The organism is Exiguobacterium sibiricum 7-3, from assembly GCF_000620865.1.
Taxonomy (GTDB): Bacteria; Bacillota; Bacilli; order Exiguobacteriales; family Exiguobacteriaceae; genus Exiguobacterium_A; species Exiguobacterium_A sibiricum_A.
In genome coordinates this window covers 428,871-449,140 of sequence record NZ_KK211190.1, presented here as the reverse complement: position 1 = coordinate 449,140, position 20,270 = coordinate 428,871, and the positions used below count along the sequence as shown (strand labels likewise).

General features: G+C 36.2%; 18 protein-coding genes. 3 read left to right on the top strand and 15 right to left on the bottom strand.

Annotated elements, in window-relative coordinates:
* Positions 1 to 135: 135 nt before the first annotated feature.
* Positions 136 to 1,764, bottom strand: coding sequence for a hypothetical protein (locus tag P402_RS0103290; protein ID WP_026827401.1), 1,629 nt, complete (start codon positions 1,762 to 1,764; stop codon positions 136 to 138).
* Between the two features lie 416 nt (positions 1,765 to 2,180).
* Positions 2,181 to 2,375: a hypothetical protein gene (locus P402_RS17130; protein WP_026827400.1), complete on the bottom strand. Its 195-nt coding sequence runs from the start codon at positions 2,373 to 2,375 to the stop codon at positions 2,181 to 2,183.
* Between the two features lie 413 nt (positions 2,376 to 2,788).
* Between P402_RS17130 and P402_RS0103275 the strand changes: the two genes are divergently transcribed.
* The 3 genes from P402_RS0103275 (at position 2,789) to P402_RS0103265 (ending at position 7,252) form a co-directional block, all read left to right on the top strand.
* A complete protein-coding gene (locus P402_RS0103275; RefSeq protein WP_026827399.1) occupies positions 2,789 to 5,644 on the top strand; it encodes a GGDEF domain-containing phosphodiesterase in 2,856 nt (951 codons plus the stop codon).
* A gap of 337 nt (positions 5,645 to 5,981) precedes the next feature.
* On the top strand, positions 5,982 to 6,416 hold the full coding sequence (locus P402_RS0103270) for a sigma factor (protein WP_026827398.1): 435 nt from the start codon (positions 5,982 to 5,984) through the stop codon (positions 6,414 to 6,416).
* Complete coding sequence (locus P402_RS0103265) at positions 6,413 to 7,252, top strand: tyrosine-type recombinase/integrase (RefSeq protein ID WP_026827397.1); 840 nt, start codon at positions 6,413 to 6,415, stop codon at positions 7,250 to 7,252. The genes P402_RS0103270 and P402_RS0103265 overlap by 4 nt, the downstream gene beginning before the upstream one ends.
* On the opposite strand, the gene P402_RS0103260 is transcribed toward P402_RS0103265, so the two are convergent.
* From P402_RS0103260 to P402_RS16160, 13 genes are all read right to left on the bottom strand, one after another.
* Positions 7,230 to 8,048 (bottom strand): tyrosine-type recombinase/integrase, encoded by an 819-nt coding sequence (locus tag P402_RS0103260; protein ID WP_026827396.1) that lies wholly within the window; start codon positions 8,046 to 8,048, stop codon positions 7,230 to 7,232. The two genes, P402_RS0103265 and P402_RS0103260, sit on opposite strands and share 23 nt — an antisense overlap.
* Before the next feature lie 330 nt (positions 8,049 to 8,378).
* Positions 8,379 to 8,888: an acyltransferase gene (locus P402_RS0103255; RefSeq protein ID WP_081776600.1), complete on the bottom strand. Its 510-nt coding sequence runs from the start codon at positions 8,886 to 8,888 to the stop codon at positions 8,379 to 8,381.
* A gap of 40 nt (positions 8,889 to 8,928) precedes the next feature.
* Positions 8,929 to 9,834, bottom strand: a complete 906-nt coding sequence (locus P402_RS16170; RefSeq protein WP_152538813.1) for a right-handed parallel beta-helix repeat-containing protein — start codon at positions 9,832 to 9,834, stop codon at positions 8,929 to 8,931.
* 20 nt (positions 9,835 to 9,854) lie between these two features.
* Positions 9,855 to 11,102, bottom strand: coding sequence for an O-antigen ligase family protein (locus P402_RS0103245; protein WP_026827394.1), 1,248 nt, complete (start codon positions 11,100 to 11,102; stop codon positions 9,855 to 9,857).
* 172 nt (positions 11,103 to 11,274) lie between these two features.
* The gene (locus P402_RS0103240) at positions 11,275 to 12,486 is read right to left on the bottom strand and encodes an acyltransferase family protein (protein WP_026827393.1); all 1,212 of its coding nucleotides are present in this window, start codon (positions 12,484 to 12,486) and stop codon (positions 11,275 to 11,277) included.
* Positions 12,487 to 12,528: 42 nt separating this feature from the next.
* Positions 12,529 to 13,695 carry a nucleotide sugar dehydrogenase gene (locus P402_RS0103235; RefSeq protein ID WP_026827392.1) on the bottom strand — a complete coding sequence of 389 codons (1,167 nt, stop codon included), beginning with the start codon at positions 13,693 to 13,695 and terminating at the stop codon, positions 12,529 to 12,531.
* Positions 13,696 to 13,712: 17 nt separating this feature from the next.
* Complete coding sequence (locus P402_RS0103230; protein ID WP_051525110.1) at positions 13,713 to 14,738, bottom strand: NAD-dependent epimerase; 1,026 nt, start codon at positions 14,736 to 14,738, stop codon at positions 13,713 to 13,715.
* A 5-nt stretch (positions 14,739 to 14,743) separates the two neighbouring features.
* Positions 14,744 to 15,607 carry a dTDP-4-dehydrorhamnose reductase gene (gene rfbD / locus P402_RS0103225; protein ID WP_026827390.1) on the bottom strand — a complete coding sequence of 288 codons (864 nt, stop codon included), beginning with the start codon at positions 15,605 to 15,607 and terminating at the stop codon, positions 14,744 to 14,746.
* The gene (gene rfbB / locus P402_RS0103220; RefSeq protein WP_026827389.1) at positions 15,604 to 16,590 is read right to left on the bottom strand and encodes a dTDP-glucose 4,6-dehydratase; all 987 of its coding nucleotides are present in this window, start codon (positions 16,588 to 16,590) and stop codon (positions 15,604 to 15,606) included. The genes rfbD and rfbB overlap by 4 nt, the downstream gene beginning before the upstream one ends.
* 2 nt (positions 16,591 to 16,592) lie before the next feature.
* Positions 16,593 to 17,150 carry a dTDP-4-dehydrorhamnose 3,5-epimerase gene (gene rfbC / locus P402_RS0103215; RefSeq protein ID WP_026827388.1) on the bottom strand — a complete coding sequence of 186 codons (558 nt, stop codon included), beginning with the start codon at positions 17,148 to 17,150 and terminating at the stop codon, positions 16,593 to 16,595.
* Positions 17,147 to 18,052, bottom strand: coding sequence for a glucose-1-phosphate thymidylyltransferase RfbA (rfbA, locus tag P402_RS16165; protein WP_051525109.1), 906 nt, complete (start codon positions 18,050 to 18,052; stop codon positions 17,147 to 17,149). Before rfbA ends, rfbC begins: the two co-directional genes overlap by 4 nt.
* Positions 18,053 to 18,054: 2 nt before the next feature.
* Complete coding sequence (locus P402_RS0103205; RefSeq protein ID WP_026827387.1) at positions 18,055 to 19,404, bottom strand: hypothetical protein; 1,350 nt, start codon at positions 19,402 to 19,404, stop codon at positions 18,055 to 18,057.
* Positions 19,394 to 20,269 (bottom strand): glycosyltransferase family 2 protein, encoded by an 876-nt coding sequence (locus tag P402_RS16160; protein ID WP_034769650.1) that lies wholly within the window; start codon positions 20,267 to 20,269, stop codon positions 19,394 to 19,396. Before P402_RS16160 ends, P402_RS0103205 begins: the two co-directional genes overlap by 11 nt.
* Position 20,270: the final 1 nt, after the last annotated feature.

Here is a 20,270-nt window from a genome sequence, read left to right as displayed (position 1 = left end):
TTACTTATATTTAAAATAAAACTTTAGAATTGATCAAATAATTGTTCTTTCTATACATTTAATGAAATATATAAAAAAACAAACAGACTGAATCTTCCCTTTTTTAGAAGGAAGATTCAGTCTGTTTTTAATGATTCAGTCTCCGGGAGTTGATTCAAAAAGGTGAAGGTATCGCGCATAGCCTTTTTCATCATAGATGACTTCAAGAGCATTATTCTTTTTTACCGTGTATAAACTAATTTTTTTAATTTGATGTTGATCGAGGATACTAGTTCCTCGTGTCACTTTTGAAGACACTGCCGGATCATATTTATACGTTTTCTTTGGTTTTCCGAACACATCAATTATTTGTTGTTCACTAATGTCAGTTCGTTTTTCGACACTTAAAGGTAATAAAATTTCGTCAATGGTTTTTTTGTTACGATACGTTCCATAAAGTACGTTTCCTTTAAAAATACCGTTAGTGTAAACTTTTTCTTGGTAATATATCTTTCCATTCGTTCCTTTTACTTTAGAGTAAGAATCGTAAAATTGATGTGAAGCATTCACGAACGTTCCTTTTTGATTCAATATATTTTTTTGATTCATCAGCCATTTTAAATTCGCTTTTTTGGATTCTTTGCGTACTGTCAGCGAAAGCGTAGCAGTATGCCCCTCATAAGAGCCTTTGATCGTTACTTTTCCAGGAGACTTCCCAATTAACTTACCTTTCGAAAAATAGGCAACTTGTGAATTATCAGACCGCCAAACGGCTTGATTCGTCAATTTAGTTTTCGTTCCATCTTTCGATATGGCAACAAATGTCGGTATCGTTTCGTTTCGAACAATTAACGAATTAAAATCTGTACTGATTTTTGCGCTCACGATTCGCTTTTTTAAATTTTTTGCATCATAGACACGCACAGAATCTCCCAATGTCACTATTTTGGACGAGTTTTCATTAAATACGATACGTGATTCGTCTATATTTGTATAAATTCGTTTAGCTGTTTGCATATCGTATAAGATTCCTTTTGAAGTACCAAGAAACACCCCGCTGTCATCCAAATCGATTTCATCATACGTTTTTAGTGATGATAGAACGGACTTAGTAAACGGGCTCTTGTACTGATAAATACGTCCGTCATAGGTATTAAAGATTAAAGTATTAGATAGTGTCACATCATACGAGATAATTCTTTCCTGCGGTAAAATTTCAGTGACCATTTCGAGAGCATGATTCATGACATGAATCGAGGAGTCATCTCCAATCATGATATAATCATTCGAGACTTTCAACGTACCATCAGTACTGATACCTCGAGCGGACAATACTTTTTCAGTTTTGATGTCGTATAAGAAAATATAATCATCTGACGCAATAACGAGTTTAGAGGAATTGGGTAAAAACTTAGCTTGAATTCCACTGTTAAATCGATAGACCTGATTCTGATATCTAAGGTTATCGACTGTTCTGACTTCTTCGCCAAATTCATCATAAATCGTAAAATAGGTGTGCCAAAATTCTTTTGCAATCATCCAGGATTCATCTGTACTGACATCAAGTAATGTATCACCTGTATCTTCTTTTCTTAAACGTGTTCCAGTCTCTAAATCAACTAAATTTGTTCCTTCATGATCGGCATAATACAATGTATTGCCGCGAATTGTAGAGTTTTGTCCAATTACATCATCATTAATTTGAGCAACTGTCGGTAAGCTGACGCTTGCTGACACTGATAAATTAGGGTATAGAATCGAAATTAGAATAATCCCTGCTATCATTTTCTTCATCCTCTCATTAATAAATCGGCTAATCTACATGTTATAGAAAAAACAAAGAGAACGACTATCTATTTTGAAATATAAGGAAATATTTTCTCTTTTATTGGACTTGTATCGTGTTGAAATCATGGTTTGTTTCGTTTTAATCCGTTCGAACAGTTGCTCAACATTGAGTATGTCCGCATCGAACATGTCGAGCATCAACCGAATCTTTAAATCATGTTCTCAGTCCTCCTTAAACTGAGACTGATCACAGATGATCGTTATTGACTTGTTAATACCAGTCCAGCCTCAAAAAAAGAACCTTTCAACATGCCATCTGCAAGTACCTTAGAAGGTTCTTTTTTCTTCGTCAAACAGTGAAGGGTATCATCATGTCTACTCACGCACAGTCGAATCAAGCATCGGCATATACGTCACGTTACAAATCGTCCTATCGTCGTCATTGTCCCTTGTCCTTTGATGTACCGTGTCACGATATGATCAGGCACGGTCGCGTTCGGAATACGTGCTGACTTCCCTGCTGCTCCGACATGGATTCCAAAATATCTTAGCCATTGCAGAAGGAAGTCTCTCTCAAACAACAGTTTGTCAAAGATGATACTGACCACTTCAAGTTTCGTGTCCTGTTCCCGCAGACAAATCGTTTATTCTGCTTTTCCGCCTCTACTCTTAAACAAAAGTCACTCTTTATACCCCCAACAAAAAAACGCAAAAGTATTCCCTGCATTCGAGCGTAACATGGAGTGAAAACCATTATTCCTGCTATCAAAATTCTTTTTCATTTCATTTACTGATGACACTAAGAATAATTGGATTAATATAACAAAAAAATAAAATATTATTTTTTTGTTAACTCTATTCATAGGTAAATAGACTTAATCTATTGCTAAAAAAGGTCTTCTATACCTATAATTTAGTATATATGAAAAGTTTTTCTTTACAGTATTTAATTTTTCAATATAAATTCTTAAATGCTGAAATAATGTTTTGATCATTGGAAATGAGAAGGGACGGGGTCGTCATGAAGTTATTCGACAGTTGGAAACTGCTTCCTAAAATCAAAACCAGCATCACTCGCGACGTTTCAGAAGTCTATGCACGCGAGGCAGATCCGATTTCCATTAATGACTACCCGGATGCTTTATATGTCATGGATTTAACGAAAAACATCGTCAAGACCAATGACAAATTCGAATTATTATTTAAAGGATCGGCATCTTTTTTGACGGAACCTGAAAAATGGCTGCCCGCCCATGAATACCACGAAATGCTCCGGTATCAGGAACGGGCTTTGAAGGGGGAAACCGTCCATTATGAAATCGAAGCGATTCGCAACGATAACAAGCGGTACCACTTCTCGATCACGAACGTCCCTTTATACTCCGGAGCATTACTGACTGGTCTGTACGGTATCGTCAAGGATTTGACAGAGCAGAAAGAATTAGCCCGTGAGTACAACCGGTTAAAGGTCAATCAACTTTTGACGGAACAGATCCCGGGACTGGCTTTAGTCGAATACCGGATTGATACCGCTAAATTTTTTTATTCCGAACAGGTCCCTAAATTGTTTGGTCTCCCTAAAAAAACCGTCCAACAAATGGGACGGGTCGAGTTCAGAAATCTGATTCATGAAGAGGATCGTCCGGTATTTTCTCAAAACGTCGACCGTCTTTACCAGGACCCGTCCTTTTTTGAATATAAAAGTATTGTCCGGGCGCGCCATACTACGAAAGGCTGGTTACGCATTTTAGTCCAAGTCGGAAAATCAGCGGACCAAAATGTCATCACCTGGGTCATGTTTGATTTAAGTGAACAAGACAAGATGGAACAAGACTTAAAACGTGAAAAAGACAAACTCGAAACATTGTGTGTCGTCGTCGATACGGCACTCATCGAATACAGTTTAAAAAAAGACCGGTATCAGATTTTGACCCCAAACTTCTCAAAGATTTTTAATGTCCCCGAGGAACAGATTCACCAAAACCCGACCTACTGGAAACAACTCGTCACACCGGAAGATGGACCAAACTTTTTACACATGATGGAAGAAGTCAAACAAGGAAAAAGCATCGTCGCGTTTTACCGGATCCACACGAAAAAAGGTCTCAAATGGATCAAAGATACGTGTTATCCGTTATTTGACACGGACGGACAAGCGACCGGCTATCAATCAATCATCAAAGATGTAACCGAGATCAAAAATCGGCAGGAAGAGATTTTTAAGCTTTCAATGATGGATCAGGTGACGAATATGCCGAACCGGGAAGCGATTACCGAGACCGTCGAGCTATTGATTCGTCAAAATCACCCGTTTACCCTGTTGTCCATCTGTCTGAACCGGATTAATGACATCAATCAGACGTTCGGGTTTAAGATGGGGGACGCATGGCGGGCCATCGCCACGGATACCATATTGCGGCTGTTGCCGAAGGAAGCTTATCTCGGAGCATTGTTTGGCGATGATTTTTTAGTGATTTTCCCTGAACGGATGACGGAGGAGCAGGTTCAGAACTTTTCACAGCGTCTCCTGCAACTGTCGAAGTCACCCATCGAACTCCAGGACTACGTCTTCCAGCCGCGTGTCTCGATCGGGGTCAGCAGGTATCCGGAGGATGCGGTGACATCGTCCGATTTGATCCGTCATTCGGGAACGGCAAAATTCCGTGCCCAAAAACGGGAAGGCAGCCACGTGGAACTGTATGCTTCCAACATGGACATCGAAGCCGTCCGGCAGTTCGAACTGTTACAGGACATGAGCAAAGGGATTGAGAACAACGAGTTTTATCTCGTCTATCAACCGAAAGTCGACAGCTGGACCGGACAAGTGGTCGGTGCGGAAGCCTTGATGCGCTGGACCCATCCGACGTGGGGTGAAATTTCTCCGGGCGAATTCATTCCCCTAGCCGAAGAAAACTGTCTGTACATTCCGTTGACGGACTGGCTGATTGATGAAGTTTCCCGCTATCTCAAGTCGATCGATTACGCGATTCCTGTCTCGTTAAACGTTCCGCCGAAGTATTTCATGAGAAAAGAATATATGAACGTGTTTACGGATGCGATTCAACGTCATCATCTCCCGCCCTACAAACTGGAGCTGGAGATTTCAGAGACGACGATTCTCGAGGACGAGGATTTCATGGCTGAAGTGTTTACGTCGTTAAACCGCATCGGCGTCGCTGTCGCCTTCGATGATTTCGGGGTCGGCTACTCGTCGCTCGCCTACCTGCAGACGTACAACGTCCAGACGATTAAAATCGACCGGAAGTTCGCGACGAATATCCATCAAAATAAGAAGTCCCAGGCGATTGTCCGGAGCATCCTGCTGCTCGCCCAGGAATTCGAGATGAGTGTCGTCATCGAGGGCATTGAAACCCTCGATGAACTGTTCATGATCCGGGAGCTGGACTGTAAGATCGTTCAGGGTTTCCTGTTCAGTCGTCCGGTTCCGGCAGATGACATGACGACGCTGATTGAAAACGGACGGATTGATCCGGTCGAGGAATTGAACGATAAACCGAATCGTGTATCTTCCTACATCAACGCAGCCATCACGATTACCCATGTCCGGGGTCAGCGGGTAGACGTCGGGACATCACCAATTCTCATACTCCATCAAAAGTTTCAGGGGCTTGGTTTCTACAGCTCGATCCGCCTTCCGGTCGACGGGACCGTCAAGCTGGTCATTTTGCTTGAGGACGGGCATGACAGTATTCCAATCAGCATCAAACGGGCAACCGAACTGGCCAACGGCTTATACCAGTATGAAGCCCGGTATACGTCGTCTCCTGATATCGCAAAACGGTTTGCTGCCCTGCGACAGCCTAAAACTAAAGGATTTACCGAACTCGAGATGTACCGGATTCTGAATACCCGTTAATCTTTTTTCATACATCACATACGGTCATGGATACCTCGTTCATGACCGTTTTTTCATTTCGAATTGCCGCATAAGTCCACCAATCCGGAATTCACTTTTTTCCCGAACACCTCCTTGGATAAGTAGAGTTATCCTGAAGCGAGTGACGGAAACAAGTGGTTTTTCAAGTGATTTTTCGTTTTGGACGCGAGAAATAGAGGGATTTTGCGTCTCGAAAGTTTAGAAAACCGTTGGCATGATTCAAAAAAGACAATTTGAAAACAGAGGATAACTCTACTTATACTGAAACTACCGCGGAATACATAGATATGCATATCTCAGATTGGATTCTCTCATAATGAATGAAGCGTTAAAACAATGGATGCCCCTCGTCAACTCTCTTCTCTCCCGTCTCTCGATTCATCCGAATGAACAAGATGAATGCCGCCAAGCTGCTTTGCTTCGTCTTTGGAAATCGATCGAAGAAGGCAAAGTCATGACCGTTACCTTCGCCCGGATCCGTGCTAAAGGCGCGATGCTCGATTACTTAGCCACCCGCAACCGGACACTCGCCGGTGAAGTCGCTGTCGAGACGTTACCGGAACTCCCCCGTCAGCAGCAAGTCTCGTTCATCTACCTGCTTGATCAACTAAAACAGGAATTATCGCGGAAGGAATTCACGATTCTCCAAGCTCTTCTTCACGGTAATGAGGACAGCCTCGGCTACTCCCCAGCCCGACTCCGATCTCTTAAGTCGGAACTCAAACGGAAAGTCCAGGACATCCTCCTATGATGACGTTTTACTTGGAGCGGTTACTGGCAATCATCGAACAGTCACCGAGCTACAGTATGCTGACGAAAAAAGCCTATCGTGCTGACGTTCGCCATTTTTTTACCCACGCTGAATCCATCGACATTCCTTCCATGCATCGCTATATCACGCTGTTAAAACAAACCTACGCGCCGACAACTGTCTCCCGGCGAATTCATGCATTGGCCACACTATTTGACGCCTTAGTCGCTGAAAAATCCATTCCCTCGAACCCCTTATCCCGAATTAAGAAACCGACTCGCCCGATACCGAAACACCGAACGGCCTTTAGTTACATCGAAGCGCGACGTGTCATTGAGACCCTGCAAGACGATACGATGTATACGTTCTACTTCCTGCTTTTACATACGGGCCTTCGGTTCAATGAAGCCCGACAATTACACCGGACCGACCTCGACCTGACCGAACGTCAACTGTTTGTCCGTCATGGTAAGGGACAGAAAACACGCTACGTACCGCTTCATGACGAGCTGATGACGGTCCTGACACGATATCTCGACGTTCAACCGAACGACGGTCACTTATTTCAAAACGAGACTGGACGTTTGCTTGATCCGAATCAAACACGGAAGCAACTCCGGCTCGCCAGTCAACAAATCCTCAAGCGGATACTGCGACCACACGATTTACGGGTAACGTTCGCGACGACACTGTACCGGGAACATCGAGCTGATTTACTGACCGTCATGCGCCTGCTCGGCCATAGTGACGTGAAGACGACGCAACAGTATGTCCTGCCGTCGTCAGAAGTCGCCCGCTCCTCGATCAATCGACTTACGCCGACAACGCATCTATGACTTGCTGAAGTTTCGTTTCCTGACTGAGGATGTAACCTTCCGTCGTTCGGGAGCTGCTGTGACCAAGTAACCGTTGAATCTCAAGTAATTTGCAATTGCCGCTCTGATAGAGATACGTCGCAAACGACACACGTAAGTCATGCGGATGCAACGGTCGTCCACGGGTAGCGAGTGACTGTTTGCATAAAATATCACGCGCTTGTTGCTCATTGATTGCTTGACCACGAATGGAACGAAAAACGAGTCCTGCCGTCCGTCCTCCTAAAAATGCTTGGAGCTTATGAGCAAGTTTCTCTCCCAGCGGAACCGTCCGCAAGCGTCGTCCTTTCCCATGTCGCACAAGTAACGTCGACTTCGCAAACTGAATATCCTCAATCGACAACAAACGGGCCTCCATAAAGCGGAGGCCCGTTTGACTGATTAACTCAAAGAAAACACGATAGGTCGGATGATTGATTTGGCGAATTGTTTGAATCGATTCTTCGAGTGGATGATGCTCACGTTGTTGGATATGCTGGTGAACAATCGGACGGACCTGTTTCATCGGATTAACTTTGAGACGTTTCACTCGGACGAGTTCATTTCCCAGTGCCATCAAGGCATGATATCGCCGCATCACTGTAGTTGGTTTATATTGTTGAATCAATTGATCAAAATACGTTTGAAGGGACTTCACTGACCATTCCACAAAATTTTTCTTCATCTGTCGGAGATCACTACGATAAGCTTTGATTGTCTGCTTACTGTAAGTAATATGCGCAAGAAGATAACATTCTAAATAGTCGTAATGAATCATGAGAAGTCCTCCTTTGATTTTCCCACCAGAAATTATTTTCATAATTTCCAGACTATACTGTACACTATGAAATTTCTACTAATGAGAATTTAAATACAATTATATTCTAATAAATTAGATTCAATATCATCGCTGTAGAAACAGATTACAGTTTCAGAGTTTAATAAATAAAAATAAGCCAATCTATATCATTTCATACACACCATATTAATAATATGTCATTTAAAACTATTTGAAAGACTATGTCATCAAAAGACACTGTTTAATTTACGAACATTTTACTTAAAGCTTAGTATGAGTATTTCTATTACAAATTATAATTTGTTTCACTTAATTTAATTCTTTAATTTTTTTCGCAGGTGACCCTAAATAAAGACTGTTAGGCTCACAATCTTTTGTAACTAAAGATCCTGCTCCAATCACGCATCCATTTCCAACTATTACACCTGGCAGTATAGTGACCCTTGCTCCAATCCAACAACCATCGCCAATATAAATAGACTGACCATAAGGCTTTCCTGCTCGTTTATCGCTTGCACCTAACTCATGCGTAGAAGTACAAAAGAGCACTTCCATTGCAATATCGCAGTTTTTACCTATTTTGATTTTTTCAAGATTTTCGAAATAACAACCTCCATTTACAGTTGTCCCTTTGCCTATTTCTATATTATTTCCACCAAAATAACAATTAGGTCGAATAGATTTTGTATGCGTCTTTATTCCAAAAATATTATAAATTTTTTTACGAACTATTAATGGCATAAAATAAGATGAAGCAATGGAATTAATTATCATATCTCTTAACTTTTGTTTAACAATAAACCTAATTTTATCAATCAAAGTCTATGCCTCCAACTTATTTTTATATTTTTTAAACATTTCATCGTGATGTGTTTAATATATATTCATCACCTATTTTGATTTTTCCTTTTATCCTATTTGGTACAAATATCCCTATATTATCTTTGATATTTTTAGTATTAGTAACTTTAATGTTTATATAATTTTCACTCTCAGATAATCGTCCTATGGCAAAGAGTAAACCATATCCTTGGTTATTTTTTGTATAAAGATTAACAATTTCTACATTTTGTAAAAATTCATCTGGACGATTAGGTTCTAAATCAATCCCACTTGCAGGTTTCGTACCATTGGTGTTGTTAACATTAATATTAGTTGCTTTAAGATTAATTACTGAAATAATAGAAATTCCTTGACGTCTATTATTATGAAATTTTACATTTTCTATAGTAATGTTTTTACTGTATTTTTTTTTATTAGACCTACCGATATATATACCATCCCCCCAACAATTTGTAATTGTAGATTTTTCAATATGAACCCCTGTAGAACCTTTTATACTAATACCTATTCCCCATTCTCCTGTAACGCCTAAATGTTCATTTCTTTCGCCTATAATTTTTACAGCTCCTAATATTTCTATATTTTTTACATCATGAATACTCAACATTTCATATCCTTCTGCGCTGTTAGGAAGGGCTTTTAAAATGGAACCTTTTTTAAACTCTAAAGTAATATTATCTTTTAATTGAATTGACTTTACAGCATCGACTAAATAAATTCCTTTTTGAAATTTAATTACTCCACCTCCATGCTTGTTCAAATGATTAATTGCTTCTTGGATTTGGTCAGTATCATCTATTCTATCGTTTGGAACTGCTTTAAAATCTTCTATAAAAACACTAGGAAGTGCTGTTTTTATATTATTAATCCAATATATATATATAATGCTTGGAATCAATATTGTTATTAAAATCGCTATCAAAAGTTTTTCCCTACAATTATTCAAAATATATTATCCTCTTCTTCTTTATTCATATAGTAGTGATAGCTAATGATAGCTAACAATGTCCAAATCCATGGTAAAAGGTATTGTGAAATTACTATAGAATGTATCAAAACAATTATGATAGAAAATAAGTAAACATATTTTATACTATCATTCATTTTGAAAATCATTTTAAATATAGCTATAAATAATGCTAGTATTAACAAAAAACCTACAAAACCAGTTTCAATAAGCACTTCTAAATAAAAATTTGTACTACCTGTCCCATTTTGTAAAGTTGCGATTCCAGCACCGTGTCCAAAAATAGGATTGCTTTGAATCAATGAAAAGGCATAATTCCACCGCTCCAACCTTGAACCTGCTGAAAATGATTCATTACTAAAAGTAAGCTTAACAAAAATCCCTTCAAGAAAATCAAAATCTATCCTTTTATATACAATACTTATTAAAGCTAAAATCATTAAAATTATAGTTAATAAAATTGAAAAAATCGGTATACTTGAAAAACCATTTTTAATTTTTTTCATTATAGCCAATAAAATAACAATCAAAAGAGCAATAAGTAATTCAATAAAACCAGCTGCGCTAAACGTGCTGAATATTGCCAATAAAATCATTACAATTGATCCTATAAGTTTTTTTCTGCTAATGTTAATAAATTTATAATAGTAAACTACGAAAGGGAAAAACATTAATAAATACATTGCTAAGACTCCAGATTCTTCAGTAGTTCCTCTTGATCTAAAAAATATTCTAAATCCAGTATTATAAATTGCATCAAATTGTTCTACTTGAGCTCTAGGGATGTATTTATCAAAATCAAACATAAAAAAATTCTTGCTGATAAATTCGATCAAAGTAAAAAACGAAACTACTAAGATTCCTTTAGATATATACTTAAAAATAATGCTAATCGAAACATTGTGTATTCTAAAAGATAACTCGATACTCAAAAAATATAGAATAATCACTAGAAAATAAGAAACAGTGTGAGTAAAACCTTTTATTTGAAAGCCGAATGTATTAACTTGCAATAAATAACTAAAAGAAGTAGCTAGTAAAAATAAATAAATATACATTGATATGTATTTATTATTTATTAAGTTTACGTTGTTTTTGAATGCCAAAAACATGGTTTGAATTAATATCAGTAAAGATAATATCAAAGGAATGGACGCCCATTTGTTTATAGCAAATGCACTTATAAAACCAAATGAAACTAAATATAACAATAACAACCTCATTTTTGTATCTCTCCTTATATTCATAACTAAATAACTTATAAATTTAGTTGTACATTTTTATAGATTTCAAAAAAAATTCTACTCGATTTTAATCAAATCTATGAAATCAATTTTATAATATATTATTAAGTACACTTAATTTAACTATTATAAAAAAGCAGTGAAAAGAAAATTAAGCAACTTTTTTCTTTTCACTGCTTTTACTGAGTTTTTTACCTAGTGTTATTGTAGGAATTTCTATGTATTTGTACAAAAAATGTGCGAATATTATTGAAAGTAAAGCTGAAATTAAAATTAAAAATTCTAAATTTAAAGTTTCTTTAAATAAATGTATTAACATCATTAAACTAATAGGATGTATCAAGTACAAACTAAACGAGATCTTACCTAGATATAATAATTCTTGTCTTTTCAAAATACTTTTGAATAATCCAGAACCTAATACAATAATAAACAATAAGCAAACGCTAAATGCTATCGTAAAATCAATCAAAAAATTAACTAAGAGCTTAATATTTAAAACTTCACTATATTTCAAATAACTAATAAATGTTGTATTCCACTCAATAGTATAACCAAATATAAAGAGTAAAATTGCAAAAATTTTCATCTCTATTTTTGCTTTATAAAATACATTAGAAAGCTTACTTCTATATCTAGCTAACATTCCCCCAAATACGAAAAAAATACTATAATAAAAAGTATAACCGACGCTATAAAATAAGTAAGAAACGACTTCACTTAGACCAAGGTTAGATACAAACATAAATAATAACCAAATTGAGAAAAGTACACTAATTGCTATCACAAAGAATTTTAGTGGATTTTTTTTATTAACAAACAATATTATAAAAGGGAAAAAAATAGAAATTCTCATCTCATGAATAAGACTCCAAGTAACTGTATTTAAATTATGTGTTCCATAACCTAACATAAGTATAATTGAAATAAGAGATTTAAAATCTGGATTTTCTGACCACATAGTATTAAACCAAATACTTGTACTTTCAGAAAAATTATCAATCAAGTTAAAATTTTTATATATCATATAAAAAGTGTAAGAGAGTACCATAACAAATATATATGGAAGATATATTCTGCAAAATCTTTTGATTAAGTAGCTTTTATACTGAAGTGGTTTCCCATTTAAAATAGGAAGTGAAAGTACAAATCCACTTAAGACAAAAAATAGAATAACTGCCTCATGTCCGGCCCACACAACGTGTAAAGGCGAATTTGAAAAAACATTTACTAACATATCTGAGTTCTGTTGATGAAGATGAGCAGCATAAAAAATAGGTACCACTATTAAACAATGGTGAAACAGAACGCTTAAAGAAGCAATCCCTCTTATCGAATCAAATTCTTCATATCTATGCCCCACTCGCTTCACGTCCCTTATTTTAATTCTTAATTAGTTCTCTATTTAATCTCTGCTGTATAAGTCTCTTGTATAAACTTTTTCTTCAACATCACTTAACTCAGGGTGCATTCTATTAGAAATTATCACATCTGATTCTTGCTTAAACGCTTCAAGATCACGAATGACACGAGAATTGTAGAATGTATCTTCCGTCAATACAGGTTCGAAGACTGTCACTTCGATTCCTTTTGCCTTGATTCGTTTCATAATGCCTTGAATCGATGATGCTCGGAAGTTATCTGAGTCCGTTTTCATCGTTAGACGATAAACGCCGACGACTTTCGGATTTTGTTTAATGATTGTATCCGCAATATAATCTTTCCGTGTCCGGTTCGCTTCAACGATTGCCCCGATAATGTTATTTGGCACTTCATCGTAGTTCGCAAGGAGTTGCTTTGTATCTTTCGGTAAGCAGTACCCACCGTATCCGAAAGAAGGATTGTTATAATGATTACCGATCCGGCTATCGAGCCCAACACCTTCAATGATTTGCTTCGTATCAAGATTACGGACTTCTGCATACGTATCGAGTTCGTTAAAGAACGCGACACGCATCGCAAGATACGTATTGGAGAACAACTTGATGGCTTCTGCTTCTGTCGAATCTGTCAAAAGAATCGGTACATCCTTTTTGATTGCTCCTTGAAGTAAAAGATCAGCAAACTGTTGCGCTCGTTCTGATTGTTCACCGACGACAATGCGTGATGGGTAAAGATTGTCATGCAGTGCCTGCCCTTCACGCAAAAACTCTGGTGAGAAAATAATATTTGGTGTATCGAACTTCTCTTTTAATTCTTGTGTGTAGCCAACCGGTACCGTCGATTTGATGACCATTGTCGCATCCGGATTAATGGCAAGGACTGTCGCGATGACGCTCTCAACTGTCCGCGTGTTGAAGTAGTTCCGTGTTGGATCATAATCCGTCGGAGTCGCAATAATGACGAATTCAGCATATTTGTACGCTTCAAAATTATCAGTTGTCGCATGCAGATTCAATTCTTTGTTTTGTAAGAAGTTTTCGATTTCAGCATCAACGATTGGTGATTTTAGATTATTGACAAGATCGACACGTTCTCTAATGATGTCAATCGATGTGACCTCATTATGCTGTGCGAGTAAAACGGCCATGGAAAGGCCGACGTACCCTGTTCCTGCTACGGTAATTTTCATTTCAAGTCCCTCTATTCTTATAATTTGACGCTGTAGTACTCTTTATACCAGTCAACGAATTTTCCAAGACCTTCTTCAATACTTGTACTTGGTTTGAAGTCAATGTCACGCTCGAGTTCGGAGACATCTGCGTAAGTCCGAAGAACATCACCTGGCTGCATCTCCATATACTGTTTGTTCGCTTCTTTACCGATTTTCTCTTCTAGTACATTAATAAACTTCATTAATGGGACAGGGCTATTGTTTCCAATATTATAAACACGGTAAGGAGCAAAACTTGCACCCAGTTCGTCGACACTTTCGTCCCAATCCGAATTCTTTTCTGGTACAAGTGGAATGAGTTTGATGATTCCTTCTACAATATCATCGATGTAGGTGAAGTCACGTTCCATTTTCCCATGATTAAACACTTTGATTGGATTCCCCTCAATGATATCTTTCGTAAAGGAGAAGTAGGCCATATCTGGACGTCCCCATGGACCATATACTGTAAAGAATCGAAGTCCTGTCGTTGGGATATTGTAGAGATGACTGTATGTATGTGCCATCAATTCATTCGATTTTTTAGTCGCAGCATAAAGGCTGACTGGATGATCGACATTATGATTTGTAGAGAATGGTGCGACTTTGTTTCCACCGTATACCGAACTAGATGAGGCATACAGTAAATGATCGACTGGATAATTCCGACAAGCCTCTAAGATATTAAGGAATCCGGTTAGATTGGAATCTAAATAGGCATACGGATTCTCAATGGAGTACCGGACTCCTGCTTGGGCTGCTAAATTGATGACAACTGCCGGTCGATGTTCTTCAAAAATTTTATTAATACGCTCTCTATCCGTTAAATCACATTCAACAAACGTAAAATTTCTATTATCGTCTAGCTGAGCTAGTCGGTCTTTTTTTAAATTTAAGTCGTAGTAGGTATTTATATTATCCAAACCTATTACACTATAGCCATGATTCGTTAACTGATTTGATAAATGCACACCAATAAAACCAGCGGCACCTGTGACTAAAATTTTCGCAGTGACATTCACTATTTTCACACCTTATTTTCTAGAGTTTTTTCTTTAAATCTTGTTAAAGAATTTTTCCATGTTGGCACTGTATAATTCAACTTGCTTATAGAGAGTAAGCTGAGGATTGAATTTTGCGGACGCTCTGCTTTTTGTGGAAAAGCATCTGAATTACATGGATTTACTGTTGTAGTGGTGTCTGCTAGAATTTCCGTTGCAAATTCATACCACGAACAGGATTCGTCATTAGAAAAGTGATAGACTCCACCTGGAATTTTAGAATCTCCAACAAGATATAACATAAATCGTGCCAAGTCTTCTGAAAACGTCGGCCGACCAAATTGATCAGCAACTACATTTAATTCAGAGCGCGTCTCAGCTAGTTTCATCATTGTGTAAACAAAATTATTACCATGAACACCGAATACCCATGAAGTTCTTACAATATATCCGTCGTCTCCTAAAATACTTTGTACGGCTTGTTCTCCAGCCAACTTGGCTTTGCCGTACTCGTTCAATGGGTTAACTTGATCTGTTACTTCATACTCGGTTGTTTTTGTGCCATCGAATACATAGTCAGTGCTGACGTAAATCATTTTTGCTCCAGCTTGCTTCGCTGCTTTTGCAACATTTTCTGTACCTGTCGCATTGACGAGCCAATTCATTTCTTTCCCTTCATCTTCAGCTGCTTCAACATTGGTGTAAGCAGCTGCATGTAGAATCCAGTCCGGTTTAATTCGTTGAATTGTTTCTTCAACAACTGGGTAATCCGTAATATCTAAACCCTGCTTCGTAAAAGCTACAACTTCATATGATGAGGAGTCGACTAAATGAACTAAATCCGTACCTAATTGTCCATTGGCACCTGTAATTAAAATAGTTTTCTTCATTTCACGAGTTCTGCTTTTTCTTTAAGTGGACGCCACCAAGCTTCGTTTGCTAAGTACCAGTCAATTGTTTCAACGATCCCTGTATCAAACGTATATTTTGGTTTCCATCCTAGTTCTGTCTCTAACTTGATTGGATCAATCGCATAACGGCGATCGTGCCCTAAACGATCTTCAACATATGTTACCAAGTCTTTCGAAACATCTAAGCGGCCAACAATTAAATCAACGATTTGATTATTTGTTCTCTCGTTATGTCCGCCTACATTGTAAACTTCACCGGATTTACCTTTGTGGAAAACTAAATCAATTGCTGCACAATGATCGGTTACATGAAGCCAGTCACGAATATTTTCACCATCTCCATAAATCGGGAGATTCTTTTGATCCATTGCATTCGTAATCATTAAAGGAATTAATTTTTCCGGGAAATGATACGGTCCATAGTTATTTGAACAGCGCGTAATATTGACATCCATACCGTATGTTTCGAAATATGAACGGACTAACATATCTGCACCTGCTTTAGAAGCTGAGTATGGGCTGTTTGGTGCAAGCGGTGTATCTTCCGTGAAGTATCCTTCAGCTCCAAGCGAACCGTACACTTCATCTGTTGAGACTTGAACATACTTCTTCAACTTATGCTTACGGGCAGCGTCTAACAATGCCAGTGTTCCTTGAATATTTGTTTCGACGAATACTTCAGGATTTAAGATACTGCGATCCACGTGCGACTCAGCAGCAAAGTTAATGATGCCGTCTATTTTATAATCTGTAATCAGTTGATCTAACAAATCACGATCTGTGATGTTTCCTTCCAAAAAAACATGTTTAGGATTATCGATTAAATCAGCCAAACTCTCTTTGTTTCCTGCGTAGGTTAGCAAGTCAAGATTGATGATTGTATAGTCAGGATATGTATTGAGCATATGACGGACAAAGTTACTTCCAATAAAACCAGCACCACCAGTAACGATTAAATTCATACTCATTCACTCCATTTAAAATTATTTTCTGTATCTTTCAACGTTGGATGTTTTGTATCTTTTTCTGATAGAATCGGGTTTGTCACTGGCCACTTAATATCTAATTCAGGGTCATTCCACTGAATGCCACGATCATGTTCAGCCGAATACAATTCATCCACTTTATAAAGAACATTAACATCCTCAGTCAGCGTACAAAAACCATGTGCAAAGCCTTTTGGAACAAGCAACTGACGTTTATTATGTTCGCTTAAAATAAATCCCTCCCATTCTCCATAGGTCGGTGAACCAATCCGCATATCAACCACTACGTCATAGATTGCTCCTGATCCAACTCGAACGAGCTTTGTTTGCGCTTTTGGTTCCAACTGATAATGCATACCGCGCAGCACACCGGCTTCTTTAGAAAGTGAATGATTATCTTGAATGAACTCATGTGTAATGCCTAAATCATGAAAAACTTGGCGATTGTAGCTCTCCATGAAAAAACCACGATGATCTCCAAAAAAGTTAGGTTCTAGTAAAAGAACGCCTTCTAATTTACTTTTTATTGCTTTCATAAAGTAAAACCTGCTTTCTTTTCAGAAGTATCTTTCACTGTTTTCGCAACATGAAGCAAGTACTGCCCATAAGCATTTTTTTGTAGTGGCTGCGCTAATTCAATCAACTGTCCTTTAGAAATGTACCCCATGCGATATGAGATTTCTTCAAGACAAGCGATTTTTAGTTTCTGACGTCTTTCAATCGTTTCGATAAACGTCGATGCTTCAAGCAACGATTCATGTGTTCCTGTATCGAGCCATGCAAATCCACGACCGAGTAACTCGACACGCAAGGAATTGTCTTCAAGGTAACATTTGTTTAAATCTGTAATTTCAAGTTCTCCTCTTCGAGAAGGTTTTAACGATTTAGCAAAATCAACGACTCGATTATCATAAAAATAAAGTCCAGTAATAGCGTAATTACTTTTAGCGATTTCAGGTTTTTCTTCGATTGAAATCACATTTTGATGATCATCAAATTCAACAACGCCAAAACGTTCTGGATCGTGAACCTGATAACCGAAAACAGTTGAGCCTTCTTTTAAAGAAGCTGCTCTTTGAAGTAACTCTGTAAACCCGTGACCATAATAGATGTTATCGCCGAGCACAAGAGCAACAGAATCCTCTCCGATAAACTCTTCTCCTATTAGAAATGCTTGAGCAAGACCGTCAGGAGAGTCCTGAACTTTATATGACAAGGAGAGTCCAAGTTCTTCTCCATTACCAAGCAGTTGTTCAAAGCGTGGTGTATCCTCTGGTGTTGAAATAATTAATATTTCTTTGATTCCAGCTAACATTAAAGTCGACATCGGATAGTAAATCATCGGTTTATCGTATACCGGTAGCAATTGCTTAGAGATTGATTTTGTCAGTGGATACAACCTGGTTCCACTTCCACCAGCCAGAATGATACCTTTCATATTTAAGGCTCCCGTCTTATTTTCTTTTTTAATAACATAAATAGAATTAAAGATAGTACTAAGTAGATTACGTAGTATGATAAACCTACATACCATTTTTTTTCACTTAAAAAATAAAATATTGAAATCGTAATTAATATATAAATCCATTGTTTCATATTTATTCTAAATATTTTCAAATCAATGAGAGATACATAAACATTTAATAAAATAGAACTTAAAAATGAGGCAAATGCTATTAAATGTACTCCTTCAAACACAAAGGAAATTATTATACTTATAATTAAATTAAAAATACTTAAATAAACAATGGATTTTAACATTTTAAAGTTTAAATTATGCTTTTTATAGTAATTAATAAACGAAATGTTATAAACCATTGTAAATGGTAGGCACATAATTAAAAATTTCAAAATATGCAAAGAACTTGTATAATCAGCAAAAAATTCATCTATAATTGCTTTTAAAATAAAAAAAGAAGCAAATGAAACAATTCCTAAAAAAAGCAAAATCTCATTTATTTTTTTTATTTTATTATCATTTTCTTCAGAAAAAATATATTTAAAGAAAACAACACTTGCACTATTTACTATTAATAAAATCATATTTTGCATAGAATTTGCTAATGAATAATTTGCAAATTCACTATTGGAAAATAAAAAATTCACTACCCATAATCCAATGTTGTAAAAAAATAAAATTGCTAAATTCGAAATCAATACAATATATCCAATTGAAAATATGTTCTTAATGGTATAATCATTCTCTAAATTATTATTTAACATTTGTTTTGAAAATTTAATCATTTTATATTGTGCTACAAAATAAACCAACCAGTAACTTAATAAAGTAGCTATTATTAATACTTTATATCCAAATAACCCAAGATAAATTACAAAAGAGATACTTAGTGTATTGATAATAGAATACATTATATTTAATAAAGAGTAGTTTTTATATGACCCGGTGGCTTGATAGATCATTTTGAAATATGTTGTCATATTTATAGGGAAAATAACTAATGCTAATAAAAATAGTATTAAATCTTTAAAAGCTAAAGAAATAACTACAATAATTAAAGAAATGATTATTTGAAATTTCAAAATAAATCTAAAGTCTCTTTGGATGAATAATGTTTTATTTTCTAAATACTTATGCCCATATTTTAATAATGACCCATCAATAAATCCAAAACTAAAAAGACCAATGTATGATATATACAAAATATATTTTCTATATTCTGCAAAGTCATTTACAGATAAGTATATAGGAATCAAAAAAGTTAATAGCAAGCTTCCTGCTAACATTATAAAATTTGAGTTTAAAATAATGAGTATATTTTTAATTTTCAATTTTAATCTTCCTTACAACATTTTTTAATATGTACAACATAAGTACATGCATTTTAGTGAAGATTTTGATTAAAAATAGTTCTAGGGAATTAGCCAATTTATTTTTTTGGATCACATAAAAATAATTTTTTTTCTCGTCAAGCATTTTTTGGAAATTCGGTTTTTTATTATTTGTAGATCCACCGTGTAAATGATAGATATCAGTCGTGTCTAGAACATAGTTCTGTAAACCCATATTTCCAACTCTAACCGATAAATCTAAATCCTCTGAATACATAAATATTTTTTCATCAAAACCTTCTACTTCTTCAAAAGTAACTTTTCGAATTAAAAAGAAGCATCCAGATACCCAATCTACATTTATTAATCCTTTATCTGTATAGTTATGATATCGTATTTTTTTTATAAGATTAAAATTCCAAAATAAAAAACTCAATAAAAAATCGTTCTTTACACTTGGCTTTTTAAAACCTAAGCTTTGAATACTATTATCTTTATTAAGTATCTTCGCTCCTAATATTCCAATTTTTTCATTTTTAAAATTACTTAATATTTCCAAATAATCTGTGTTTTGAGAAATTGTATCACTATTAATACAGCATATGAATTCACCATCACTATTAGAAACACCTATATTATTTCCTTTACCAAAACCATTGTTTTCTTTAGAATCAATAACTTTAATATTCGAAAATTTTATATATTTTTTAGTAAGGAAAGAAACAGAATTATCGTTTGATCCGTTATCTACAACTACTATTTCAAACTCTATTTCTTTTAATGATTTATTTTTCAATAAAGAATCGATACACTCTTCTACTAGGATCGCTGTATTATAGTTAACGATGATAAAACTTAAATCCAAT

What these genes read in the sequence shown, in the direction of transcription:
- P402_RS0103275 (WP_026827399.1), top strand. Translation starts at nt 2,789, where the DNA reads ATGAAGTTATTCGACAGTTGGAAACTGCTTCCTAAAATCAAAACCAGC.
- rfbA (WP_051525109.1), bottom strand. Translation starts at nt 18,052, where the DNA reads ATGAAAGGTATCATTCTGGCTGGTGGAAGTGGAACCAGGTTGTATCCA.
- P402_RS0103265 (WP_026827397.1), top strand. Translation starts at nt 6,413, where the DNA reads ATGATGACGTTTTACTTGGAGCGGTTACTGGCAATCATCGAACAGTCA.
- rfbD (WP_026827390.1), bottom strand. Translation starts at nt 15,607, where the DNA reads ATGAAGAAAACTATTTTAATTACAGGTGCCAATGGACAATTAGGTACG.
- P402_RS0103245 (WP_026827394.1), bottom strand. Translation starts at nt 11,102, where the DNA reads ATGAGGTTGTTATTGTTATATTTAGTTTCATTTGGTTTTATAAGTGCA.
- rfbC (WP_026827388.1), bottom strand. Translation starts at nt 17,150, where the DNA reads ATGAAAGCAATAAAAAGTAAATTAGAAGGCGTTCTTTTACTAGAACCT.
- rfbB (WP_026827389.1), bottom strand. Translation starts at nt 16,590, where the DNA reads ATGAATTTAATCGTTACTGGTGGTGCTGGTTTTATTGGAAGTAACTTT.
- P402_RS0103260 (WP_026827396.1), bottom strand. Translation starts at nt 8,048, where the DNA reads ATGATTCATTACGACTATTTAGAATGTTATCTTCTTGCGCATATTACT.
- P402_RS0103290 (WP_026827401.1), bottom strand. Translation starts at nt 1,764, where the DNA reads ATGATAGCAGGGATTATTCTAATTTCGATTCTATACCCTAATTTATCA.
- P402_RS0103270 (WP_026827398.1), top strand. Translation starts at nt 5,982, where the DNA reads ATGAATGAAGCGTTAAAACAATGGATGCCCCTCGTCAACTCTCTTCTC.
- P402_RS0103235 (WP_026827392.1), bottom strand. Translation starts at nt 13,695, where the DNA reads ATGAAAATTACCGTAGCAGGAACAGGGTACGTCGGCCTTTCCATGGCC.